Genomic DNA, 10,894 nt, shown 5'->3' with positions numbered 1-10,894 from the left:
TGGCCGAGCAGCGCCTGGAGCGTGAGTACCGCACCGTCAGGTACCGCATGCTGCAGCGGCGCGGCGACAAGGTGCCGGCCAGCGCCGACGAGCTGGTGGTGGAGGACGATGACAAGCCCGCGCTGCTAGAAGGCATCTACCGCGATCGGCTCAAGCAGCAGCCGCCGGCGGAGTGGAAAGAGCTCGACCGCGAACAGCGCGTGGCGAAGATGCGCGAGGCAGTGATCGGCTCCTGGGTACAGCGCCCGACCAGCCTGCTCTCGCGCAAGCTGGCCCAGGACCGCGCCGCGAACATCAAGGATTACCTGGTGCAACGCGGCGGCCTGGAGGATCAGCGCATCTACCTGCTCGACGTCAGCCTGATCCAGGGCGAAGGAAGCGGTCCGGTGCCCACCGCTCTGCACCTGGATGCAGGATGAGCCGCTGGGCCATCGGTGCGCTGCTGGGCGTGGTGGCCTCGACGGGCATGGCCGCCGACAGCATGCGCTGCGGTAGCAACCTGGTCAGCGTGGGCGATCGCGCCTTCGAGGTGGAGAACAAGTGCGGCGCACCCCGGGAACGCGATCTGGTCGGCTTCACCGATGGCTATTCGCGCGCCGACCTGAAGATCGAAGAGTGGATCTACGGCCCCAACAACGGGATGCTCTACATCCTCCGCTTCGAGGGAAACCGGCTGATACGAATTGAATCGCGGCGCCCCTGACAGCGCGCCAGCCTCGGGTGTAGGCTGGCCGCTCCTCATCCAGCAGCCACCCATCGTGACCTACCGTCTTCTCGCCCTTCTCTGCCTGCTTCCCCTGGCCGCCCAGACCCAGGCGTCCTCGTCGTTTCGCTGCGGTAATGCGCTGGTCACGACGGACGATCACATGGCGGAGGTGGCGGGCAAATGCGGCGATCCGGTCAGCCGCGACTTCCTCGGCTACCGCGAACGCACCGACGACTACGGCTATCGCAACGAGGTGCAGGTGGAGGAGTGGCTCTACGGCCCGCGCAACGGCATGTATTACTACCTGCGCTTCGAGGGCAACCGGCTGGTCAACGTCGACAGCAAGCGCAACTAGGCGCGCCAGCCGACACGAAAGTCATCAGATGCCACGCGCGCGGGGACGCCGTGCGGACTGTTGGTGCGCGTGGCGCACCCTACGGTGATGCGGTGCCGGGGACGGTAGGGTGCGCCGTGCGCACCAAATAGCGCGGTGTTTCCCGGCGGCGCTCAAGGGCAAACCCACGATAGAAAGCGGCGCGCACGTTCAAGCCTGTATAGCGCATAAAAAAGCCCCGCCCGGTTGTCCGGGCGGGGCTTTGTACTTCCTGTCGGTCAGCAGCGGACTGCGTTCCTGTCGCTCATCCTGAGCGGTCTTCCCTGCGACAGTCCTCGCTATGAGCGGGCTGACTGTGACCGCAATCCTCCGGATTCAGGCAGCGCCATCCTGGCTGCAGCGGTCGGCACGCGGCGTGTTACTCGGTGGACTTCAGGCCGTCTGCGGAGACAGCTTTGACACCTTTGATTGTCTTGGCTTTCTGCACGGCAAGGTCACGCTCGGCATCGCTCGGCACTACGCCGGAGAGCGAAACCACACCCTTGTTGGTTTCTACTTTGATGTCCAGGCCGCTGATGCTGTCATCGGCGAGGAAGCTGGATTTGACCTTGCTGGTGATCCAGGTATCAGAAACCGCTTCTTCGGCCTGATCGACTTTCTCGTTGGCGGCCAGCATTTGCGGCTGAGACTGAACGGGGGTAGCAGCAAACGCGGCATTGGCCAGGGGCAGGCTCAGAGCAGTGGCGGCGACAGCGGCAAAAGTCCACTTGGTGAAAGGCTGTTTCATGCGGATGTACTCCTGTTTTTCTGATAGTGCCTGCAGCTATGTCCCGCCGCAGTCCACGTATAACAGCGCAAGCGCTGTGCCATCTTCTAGACAAACATAAATCCAATAAATTCAGGCACTTGAAAAACGACAACGAAGCGGCCTCCTTGCACTTTGCAAGTCGGCGAAATTTTCCACATGCAATTTGCACTGTTTTTCGGGGCGCCTTCGCCTGGTGCCGAAAACGAAAAAGGGCCCCGAAGGGCCCCTTTTCCTGTCGCCTGATCGATCAGACGCCCGATGCCTTGGCAGCGGCGACGTCCTTGATCGACAGCTTGATGCGGCCGCGGTTATCGACGTCCAGTACCAGCACTTCGACTTCCTGGCCTTCCTTCAGCACGTCGGTGACTTTCTCGACGCGCTGATCGCTCAGCATCGAGATGTGCACCAGGCCGTCCTTGCCCGGAAGGATGTTGACGAAGGCACCGAAGTCGACGATGCGCTCTACCTTGCCGACGTAGATCTTGCCGATCTCGGCTTCCGCGGTGATCGCCAGTACGCGCTGCTTGGCAGCCTCGGCGGCGTCCTTGGTTTCGCCAAAGATCTTGATCGAGCCGTCGTCTTCGATGTCGATCGAGGCCTTGGTCTCTTCGCAGATACCACGGATGGTCGCGCCACCCTTGCCGATGACATCGCGGATTTTGTCCTGGTCGATCTTCATCGCGATCATGGTCGGCGCATTGGCCGACAGCTCGGTACGCGACTGGGCGATGACCTGATTCATCTGGCCGAGGATGTTCAGACGCGCTTCCAGAGCCTGGTTCAGCGCGATTTCCATGATCTCTTCGGTGATGCCCTGGATCTTGATGTCCATCTGCAGCGCGGTGACGCCCTTGGCGGTACCGGCCACCTTGAAGTCCATGTCGCCCAGGTGGTCTTCGTCGCCGAGGATGTCGGTCAGAACGGCGAATCTCTCGCCTTCCTTGACCAAGCCCATAGCGATACCGGCGACCGGCGCCTTCATCGGCACACCAGCATCCATCAGCGCGAGAGACGCGCCACACACCGAGGCCATCGAGCTGGAGCCGTTGGATTCGGTGATCTCCGAGACCACGCGGATGGTGTAGGGGAACTCGTCGGCGCTCGGCAGCATCGCGGCAACGCCACGACGGGCCAGGCGACCGTGACCGATCTCACGACGGCCGGTGGCACCCATGCGGCCACACTCGCCGACCGAATAGGGCGGGAAGTTGTAGTGCAGCATGAAGGGATCTTTCTTCTCCCCTTCCAGGGTGTCGAGCAGCTGCGCGTCGCGGGCGGTGCCGAGGGTAGCAACGACCAGTGCCTGGGTTTCGCCACGGGTGAAGAGCGCCGAGCCGTGAGTCTTGTCGAGCACGCCGACTTCGATGTTCAGGCCACGCACGGTGCGGGTGTCGCGACCGTCGATACGCGGTTTGCCGTTGACGATGTTTTCGCGAACGGTGCGGTACTCGATCTCGCCGAAGGCGTCCTTGACTTCGCCGGCGGACGGCTGGCCTTCCTCACCGGAGAACCTGGCGACGACCTGGTCGCGCAGTTCGCCGAGACGGTCATAGCGTTCGTGCTTGAGGGTGATGGTGTAGGCCTGGGAGATGGCCTCGCCGAATTCGCTGCGGATGGCGTCGAGCAGGCCGGTGTTGGCCGGCTTGGGCTGCCAGTCCCAGGTCGGCTTGCCGGCTTCGGCAGCCAGTTCGCCAACGGCCTTGATCACGGCCTGGAATTCTTCGTGGGCGAACAGCACGGCGCCCAGCATCTGGTCTTCGGTCAGTTCCTTGGCTTCGGATTCGACCATCAGCACGGCATCCTTGGTGCCGGCCACGACCATGTCCAGGCTGGAGGCCTTGAGCTGTTCGTAGGTCGGATTTAGCAGGTAGCCGGTGCTTTCGTGGAAGGCCACGCGAGCGGCGCCGATCGGGCCGTCGAAGGGAATGCCGGAGATGGCCAGGGCGGCCGAGGTGCCGATCATCGCAGCGATGTCCGGATCGGTCTTCTTGCTGGTGGAAACGACGGTGCAGATGACCTGCACTTCGTTCATGAAGCCTTCCGGGAACAGCGGACGGATCGGACGGTCGATCAGGCGCGAGGTGAGCGTCTCCTTCTCCGAAGGACGTGCTTCACGCTTGAAGAAACCACCGGGAATCTTGCCGGCGGCGTAGGTCTTTTCCTGGTAGTGCACGGACAGCGGGAAGAAGCCCTTGCTCGGATCGGCGCTCTTGGCGCCGACCACGGTAACCAGCACGGTGACGTCTTCATCGACGGTGACCAGCACAGCGCCGGAGGCTTGGCGGGCAATACGACCCGTCTCGAGGGTAACGGTCGACTGACCGAACTGGAATTTCTTGATGACCGGGTTCACGGTGTTTTCCTTCTCTTCGTTGCCTTTGGGGAAACTGCGCTTCTTGCGAAATAGGCGGGCAGTGCCGGGATTCGGACCCGAAAACCGTCCTGATAAAAAGCCAGAAAGCTGGAAGCCTGTGAACGGAAACCGGCATACCCGGCCTCCAGTCGCAAACTTCCAGCTTCCGGCTCAGGCAGCGTCTTAGCGACGCAGACCCAGGCGACCGATCAGGGTGCTGTAACGAGTGGTGTCCTTACCCTTCAGGTAATCCAGCAGCTTGCGGCGCTGGTTGACCATACGGATCAGGCCACGACGCGAGTGGTGATCCTTGCCGTTGGCCTTGAAGTGATCCTGAAGCTTGTTGATGTTGAAGGTCAGCAGTGCAACTTGCACTTCCGGAGAACCGGTGTCGCCTTCAGCTTGCTTGTACTCGTTAACGATCTGGGATTTTTCTTCAACGCTCAGTGCCATGATTAGGGCTCCTTGAGTGAACAGGCCGGGACAGGTCCCGTGTTTTTAAAAGAGGAATGACCGTGCCTGCTGACAGCCACCCTCGTTGCCCCGCGCGGACGAATCCGCACGCGGTATCGATCACTCCGATCGAATCAGTCGACGCGGCGCGATGCGCCCGTCTTCGCTCACTTCACCGATACCGATGAAGCGGCCATTGTGGTCCTGTACCCGCAGCATGCCGAACTTCGGTGCCTCGGGGGCGCGAACCGGCTGGCCGTGCAGCCAGTAGTAGGCGCTGTGTTCCGACAGCTGGATCAGCGGCCAATGCTCCAGGCCGCTGTCCGACGGCAACAGGAACTGGTCCAGTGCCTCGGCGCCGCCTTCGGCATGCACCTGTTCCAGGGTTTCCAGGCTGATCGCCTGGGCCAGGGAGTAGGGGCCGGCCTGTGTTCTGCGCAGTTCGGCGACATGCGCCCCGCAGCCCAGTTGCTGACCAAGGTCCTCGACCAGCGTGCGAATGTAGGTGCCCTTGCTGCAGGCTACCGCCAGACGCGCCTTGTCGGCCTCGAAGTCGAGCAATTCCAGGCGCGCAATAGTAACAGAACGCGCCTCGCGCTCCACCACTTCGCCCGCCCGCGCCAGCTTGTACAGCGGCTGGCCATCGCGCTTGAGCGCCGAGTACATCGGCGGAATCTGCTGGATATCCCCACGGAAGCCCGGCAGCGCGGCTTCCAGCGCCTCGCGACTGACGTCGACCGCCTGCCGATGGGTGACTTCACCCTCGGCATCGCCGGTGGTGGTGGTCACGCCGAGCTGGGCGACGGTCTCGTAGCCCTTGTCGGCGTCCAGCAGGTACTGGGAAAACTTGGTCGCCTCGCCGAAGCACAGCGGCAGCACGCCGGTCGCCAACGGGTCGAGACTGCCGGTGTGGCCGGCCTTCTCCGCATTGAGCAGCCAGCGGACCTTCTGCAGCGCGGCGTTGGAGCTGAAGCCCCGCGGCTTGTCGAGCACCAGGATTCCGCTGACGTTGCGGCGGATTCGTTTCACCTGAGCCAAGGCTTACTCCTCGGACTCGCCGCTGTGCTTGCGGTCTTCCGCCACGGCACGCTCGATCAGCGCCGACAGCTCTACGCCGCGACGAATGCTGGCGTCGTAGTGGAAATGCATCTGCGGCACGGTGCGCAGCTTCATTGCCTTGCCCAGGTGCATGCGCAGGAAGCCGGCGGCGTCCTGCAGAATTTTCAGGTTCGACGCGATCTTGTCGTCGTCCTGCCCCATCACGGTGATGAACACCTTGGCGTGGGACAGATCGCGGCTGACCTCGACGGCGGTGATGGTCACCAGGCCGAGGCGCGGGTCCTTGATTTCACGCTGGATGAGCAGCGCCAGTTCTCGCTGCATCTGGTCGCCGATACGCTGGGTACGGCTGAATTCTTTGGCCATGTTCTGACTACCTGTACACCGGGCGGAAGAAAAACCCGACCGGTTCATAAGCGGCAAACGCCCGGTCAGGCAGAGCCGAACCGGGCGTTGCGTTGAGCGACGGAAGCAGCTTAGAGGCTGCGCGCCACCTGGACCTTCTCGAAGACTTCGATCTTGTCGCCGACCTTGACGTCGTTGTAGCTCTTCACGGCGATACCGCACTCCATGCCGGCCCGCACTTCGGACACGTCGTCCTTGAAGCGGCGCAGGGATTCCAGCTCGCCCTCGAAGATCACCACGTCGTCGCGCAGTACGCGGATCGGACGATTGCGGTGCACCAGACCCTCGGTGACCATGCAACCGGCGACCGCGCCGAATTTCGGCGAGCGGAACACGTCGCGAACTTCGGCGATACCGAGGATGTTCTCGCGAACATCGCTGCCAAGCATGCCGGTCAGGGCTTTCTTGACGTCTTCGATGATGTCGTAGATCACGTTGTAGTAACGCATGTCCAGGCCTTCGGCCTCGACGATCTTGCGAGCACCGGCGTCGGCACGCACGTTGAAGCCGAACAGCACCGCGTTGGAAGCCAGCGCCAGGTTGGCATCGGACTCGGTGATGCCACCGACGCCGCCACCGACCACGCGCACCTGGACTTCGTCGTTGCCCAGGCCGCTGAGCGAACCCTGCAGCGCTTCCAGCGAACCACGGACGTCGGACTTGAGGACGATGTTGAGCGTCTTCTTCTCTTCCTGGCCCATGTTCTCGAAGATGTTTTCCAGCTTGCCCGCATGCGCACGAGCCAGCTTGACCTCGCGGAACTTGCCTTGACGGAACAGGGCAACCTCGCGGGCCTTCTTCTCGTCGGCGACCACGGTCATGTCGTCGCCAGCATCCGGAGTGCCGTCCAAGCCGAGGATCTCGACCGGAATCGACGGGCCGGCTTCCTTGATCGGCTTGCCGTTCTCGTCAAGCATGGCGCGCACGCGGCCAAAATTGACGCCGACCAGGACCATGTCGCCCTGACGCAGGGTGCCGTCCTGAACCAGCACAGTGGCTACCGGGCCACGGCCCTTGTCGAGACGGGATTCGACCACCACACCGCGGCCCGGGGCCGTCGGCGTAGCCTTGAGCTCGAGAACCTCGGCTTGCAGCAGTACGGCTTCCAGCAACTCGTCGACGCCGGTACCGGCCTTGGCCGAGACGCCCACGAAAGGCGCGTCGCCGCCCCACTCTTCCGGAATCACATCGAGCGCGGCCAGGCCGTTCTTGATGTTGTCCGGGTTGGCTTCCGGCTTGTCCATCTTGTTGATCGCGACCACGATCGGAACGCCGGCTGCCTTGGCATGCTGCACGGCTTCCTGGGTCTGCGGCATCACGCCGTCGTCGGCTGCCACCACGAGGATGACGATATCGGTAGCCTGGGCACCACGGGCACGCATCTGGGTGAACGCAGCGTGACCGGGGGTATCGAGGAAGGTGACCATGCCGCGGTCGGTTTCCACGTGGTAGGCACCGATGTGCTGGGTGATACCGCCGGCTTCGCCAGCGGCCACCTTGGCGCGACGGATATAGTCGAGCAGCGAGGTCTTGCCGTGGTCGACGTGACCCATGACGGTAACGACCGGCGCACGGTGGAAGGATTCACCTTCGAACTTCAGCGATTCGGCCAGTTGCTCTTCCAGGGCGTTGTCGCTGACCAGCTTGACCTTGTGGCCGAACTCTTCGGCGATCAGTTGGGCAGTCTCCTGATCCAGCACCTGGTTGATGGTCACCGGGGTGCCCATCTTGAACATGAACTTGACGATTTCAGCGCCCTTGACCGCCATCTGTGCAGCCAGGTCGGCCACGGTGATGGTTTCACCGATATTCACGTCGCGCACGATGGGTCCTGTTGGGCTCTGGAACCCATGCTGATTGCGTTTCTTCAGCTTCGCCTTGCCGCGGCCACCACGACGGCCAAAGCTGTCGCTTTCGTCGTCGGTGCTGCGTGGTGCGACACGCGGAGCGGGCACCTTGTCTTTCGGCGCGGGGCGATGCTGGGTGTGCTTGCGATCACGACGTTCGTCGTCATCGCTGCGCGCCTTCTCGGGGCGCCGCACTTCTTCCTTCTTGCGCTCTTCGACGGGTGCCGCAGCGACTGGAAGCTCGACGGAGACGACTTCGGCGACGGCCGCGGCAGGCACGGCTGCGCCCACTTCTTCGACGGAAGGTTGCGCCTGCTGGCGGCGCGCTTCTTCTTCGGCGCGACGCTTGGCTTCTTCCTCGGCCTTCAGGCGAGCCGCCTCTTCCGCAGCGCGCTGCTCTTCCAGCTCGCGTTGCTTCTCGGCTTCGATCTCGTCAGGGCTGCGCTTGACGTAGGTCTTCTTCTTGCGCACTTCGACGCTGATGGTCTTGCTACCGGCAACCCGCAGGGTCGTGGTGGTCTTGCGCTGCAAAGTGATCTTGCGCGGCTCTTCCAGTTTCTCGCCGTGGCTGCCCTTCAGATGGGCCAGCAGGGCCTGCTTTTCGTTATCGGTCACTACTTGCTCGGCGCTGGTGTGCGACAGACCTGCCTCACGCATCTGCAGCAGCAGGCGCTCGACCGGTGTGTCGACCACTTGGGCCAGTTCTTTCACCGTGACTTGCGTCATGCATCTCTCTCCTCGACCGCGACTGCTTACTCGAACCAATGGGCTCGGGCGGCCATGATCAGCTTGCCGGCACGCTCTTCATCCATGCCGTCTATGTCGAGCAAGTCGTCGATCGACTGCTCGGCCAAATCTTCGCGGGTGATGACCCCGCGCATTGCCAGTTCCAACGCCAGGTCCTTCTCCATACCCTCGAGCGAGAGCAGGTCTTCGGCCGGCTGGGCATCCGCCAACTTCTCTTCGTTGGCGATGGCCTTGGTCAGCAGGCGATCCTTGGCACGGGAACGCAGCTCATTGACGATATCTTCGTCGAAGCCATCGATGTTGAGCATCTCTTCCATCGGCACGTAGGCGATCTCTTCCAGACTGGTGAAACCCTCTTCAACCAGTACTTGGGCGAGCTCCTCGTCGACTTCCAGCTCATCGATGAAGGCCTGCATGATGTCGCCGGTCTCGGCCTGCTGCTTGGCCTGGATATCGGCCTCGGTCATCACGTTCAGCGTCCAGCCGGTCAACTGACTGGCAAGGCGAACGTTCTGGCCGCCGCGCCCGATGGCCTGGGCGAGATTGTCTTCGCCAACGGCGATGTCCATCGCGTGGGCGTCTTCGTCGACGATAATCGCCGCCACCTCGGCCGGGGCCATGGCGTTGATCACGAACTGCGCGGCATTGTCGTCCCACAACACGATGTCGACACGCTCGCCGCCCAGTTCGCCGGACACCGCCTGCACGCGCGAACCGCGCATGCCGATGCAGGCGCCCTGCGGATCGATGCGCTTGTCCTTGGAGCGGACGGCGATCTTGGCGCGCGAACCCGGATCACGCGAGGCGGCCATCACTTCGATGAGCTCTTCGGCGATTTCCGGTACTTCGATGCGGAACAGCTCGATCAGCATCGCCGGCGCGGTGCGCGACAGGATCAACTGAGGACCACGGTTTTCGGCGCGAATTTCCTTGAGCAGCGCACGCACGCGGGCGCCGACGCGGAAAGTCTCACGCGGGATGATGTCTTCGCGGGCCAGCAGCGCTTCGGCGTTGTTGCCGAGGTCGACGATGACGTTGTCGCGGGTGACCTTCTTCACGGTGCCGAAGATGATGTCGCCAACGCGGTCGCGATAGGCCTCGACCACTTGCGCACGCTCGGCTTCGCGCACCTTCTGCACGATGACCTGCTTGGCGGTCTGCGCAGCGATGCGGCCGAACTCGATGGAATCGATCTTCTCTTCGAACACGTCGCCGTACTGGGCGTCGGCCTTGCGCTCCTGCGCCTGGTCCAGGGTGTACTGGGCCGCCGGCTCCTCGAACTCCTCGTCGGGGACCACGGTCCAGCGACGGAACGTCTCGTAGTTACCGGTCTGGCGATTGATCTCCACCCGCAACTCGACGTCATCTTCATAGCGTTTCTTGGTCGCCGTGGCCAAGGCCAACTCAAGCGCCTCGAAAATCACACTGGCCGGTACGCCCTTTTCATTGGACACCGACTCAACAACCAGCAGTACTTCTTTGCTCATCGTACGCCTCGCCTCTCGCAATCCATTGGACCCGCGGGGATCCGCCCCTCAGTCAAAACGGGGAATAATGTTGGCTTTGTCGACCGAATCGATCGGCAACAGGTATTCGTGATCGTCGACCAGCACCACTACGTCCTGTTCTTCCGTACCGCGGAGGATGCCCTGAAAATTGCGCCGCCCCTCGAAGGGCGAACGCAGCTTGATCTTGACCTGCTCACCGGCATGAGCGGCGAACTGTTCCAAGGTGAACAGTGGCCGGTCCATTCCCGGAGAAGAGACTTCGAGGGTGTACTCGCTGGCGATGGGATCTTCCACATCGAGCACGCCGCTGATCTGGCGACTGACCTTTTCGCAGTCCTCGACCAGAATTCCATCGACGCTATCGATATAGACCCGCAGCAGCGAATGCTTACCCTGAGAAATGAATTCGACGCCCCAGCATTGGTAACCCAGGGCTTCCACTACCGGCGCCAACATGGCCTGCAACTGTTCTAGCTTGCTCGACACGAAAGCCCCTCGCGCATGCTGTGCAAATAAAAAATGGGCGAAACGCCCATCCCTTGAAGCCGCCTGGAATTGCCCGGCGGCAGACTGTCCAGCTAGCAAAAAGCCCCTGAAAAGGGGCTTCGCTACTACTGGTTGCGGGGGCTGGATTTGAACCAACGACCTTCGGGTTATGAGCCCGACGAGCTACC

Annotated in this window: 10 protein-coding genes and 1 pseudogene; 3 read left to right on the top strand and 8 right to left on the bottom strand. The window is 62.5% G+C overall.

Translation table 11 applies throughout. The annotated features are described in order from the left end of the window. From B3E91_RS15320 to B3E91_RS15310, 3 genes and pseudogenes are all read left to right on the top strand, one after another. A pseudogene (locus tag B3E91_RS15320) lies at window positions 1-419 on the top strand (hypothetical protein); the annotation flags it as partial. After that, the gene (locus B3E91_RS15315; RefSeq protein ID WP_273234276.1) at window positions 416-703 is read left to right on the top strand and encodes a DUF2845 domain-containing protein; all 288 of its coding nucleotides are present in this window, start codon (window positions 416-418) and stop codon (window positions 701-703) included. The pseudogene B3E91_RS15320 and the gene B3E91_RS15315, both read left to right, overlap by 4 nt. Before the next feature lie 55 nt (window positions 704-758). Then, a complete protein-coding gene (locus B3E91_RS15310) occupies window positions 759-1,061 on the top strand; it encodes a DUF2845 domain-containing protein (protein ID WP_090223600.1) in 303 nt (100 codons plus the stop codon). 397 nt (window positions 1,062-1,458) lie between these two features. On the opposite strand, the gene B3E91_RS15305 is transcribed toward B3E91_RS15310, so the two are convergent. The 8 genes from B3E91_RS15305 to rimP form a co-directional block, all read right to left on the bottom strand. Continuing rightward, window positions 1,459-1,827, bottom strand: a complete 369-nt coding sequence (locus B3E91_RS15305) for a BON domain-containing protein (protein ID WP_090223602.1) — start codon at window positions 1,825-1,827, stop codon at window positions 1,459-1,461. A gap of 268 nt (window positions 1,828-2,095) precedes the next feature. Further along, on the bottom strand, window positions 2,096-4,201 hold the full coding sequence (gene pnp / locus B3E91_RS15300) for a polyribonucleotide nucleotidyltransferase (protein ID WP_287030262.1): 2,106 nt from the start codon (window positions 4,199-4,201) through the stop codon (window positions 2,096-2,098). Window positions 4,202-4,384: 183 nt separating this feature from the next. Then, entirely contained in the window at window positions 4,385-4,654 is a 270-nt protein-coding gene (gene rpsO / locus B3E91_RS15295; RefSeq protein WP_287030260.1) for a 30S ribosomal protein S15, read from the bottom strand. Window positions 4,655-4,774: 120 nt separating this feature from the next. Then, window positions 4,775-5,692 carry a tRNA pseudouridine(55) synthase TruB gene (gene truB / locus B3E91_RS15290; RefSeq protein ID WP_090223607.1) on the bottom strand — a complete coding sequence of 306 codons (918 nt, stop codon included), beginning with the start codon at window positions 5,690-5,692 and terminating at the stop codon, window positions 4,775-4,777. A gap of 3 nt (window positions 5,693-5,695) precedes the next feature. Continuing rightward, a complete protein-coding gene (gene rbfA / locus B3E91_RS15285; RefSeq protein ID WP_090223609.1) occupies window positions 5,696-6,079 on the bottom strand; it encodes a 30S ribosome-binding factor RbfA in 384 nt (127 codons plus the stop codon). 110 nt (window positions 6,080-6,189) lie between these two features. Further along, window positions 6,190-8,691 (bottom strand): translation initiation factor IF-2, encoded by a 2,502-nt coding sequence (infB, locus tag B3E91_RS15280; RefSeq protein ID WP_286785330.1) that lies wholly within the window; start codon window positions 8,689-8,691, stop codon window positions 6,190-6,192. 26 nt (window positions 8,692-8,717) lie between these two features. Then, window positions 8,718-10,199: a transcription termination factor NusA gene (nusA, locus tag B3E91_RS15275; RefSeq protein WP_273234266.1), complete on the bottom strand. Its 1,482-nt coding sequence runs from the start codon at window positions 10,197-10,199 to the stop codon at window positions 8,718-8,720. 48 nt (window positions 10,200-10,247) lie between these two features. Beyond that, a complete protein-coding gene (gene rimP / locus B3E91_RS15270) occupies window positions 10,248-10,706 on the bottom strand; it encodes a ribosome maturation factor RimP (RefSeq protein WP_287030259.1) in 459 nt (152 codons plus the stop codon). Window positions 10,707-10,894 lie beyond the last annotated feature (188 nt).

This window comes from Pseudomonas sp. UBA6310 (assembly GCF_002438225.1).
GTDB classification, from domain to species: domain Bacteria; phylum Pseudomonadota; class Gammaproteobacteria; order Pseudomonadales; family Pseudomonadaceae; genus Pseudomonas_O; species Pseudomonas_O kuykendallii.
This window is presented reverse-complemented; position numbering and strand designations above follow the sequence as displayed.

Excerpts from the sequence above, each read along its gene's own strand:
- B3E91_RS15315 (WP_273234276.1), top strand. The coding sequence starts at position 416 with ATGAGCCGCTGGGCCATCGGTGCGCTGCTGGGCGTGGTGGCCTCGACG.
- rbfA (WP_090223609.1), bottom strand. The coding sequence starts at position 6,079 with ATGGCCAAAGAATTCAGCCGTACCCAGCGTATCGGCGACCAGATGCAG.
- B3E91_RS15305 (WP_090223602.1), bottom strand. The coding sequence starts at position 1,827 with ATGAAACAGCCTTTCACCAAGTGGACTTTTGCCGCTGTCGCCGCCACT.
- rpsO (WP_287030260.1), bottom strand. The coding sequence starts at position 4,654 with ATGGCACTGAGCGTTGAAGAAAAATCCCAGATCGTTAACGAGTACAAG.
- infB (WP_286785330.1), bottom strand. The coding sequence starts at position 8,691 with ATGACGCAAGTCACGGTGAAAGAACTGGCCCAAGTGGTCGACACACCG.
- nusA (WP_273234266.1), bottom strand. The coding sequence starts at position 10,199 with ATGAGCAAAGAAGTACTGCTGGTTGTTGAGTCGGTGTCCAATGAAAAG.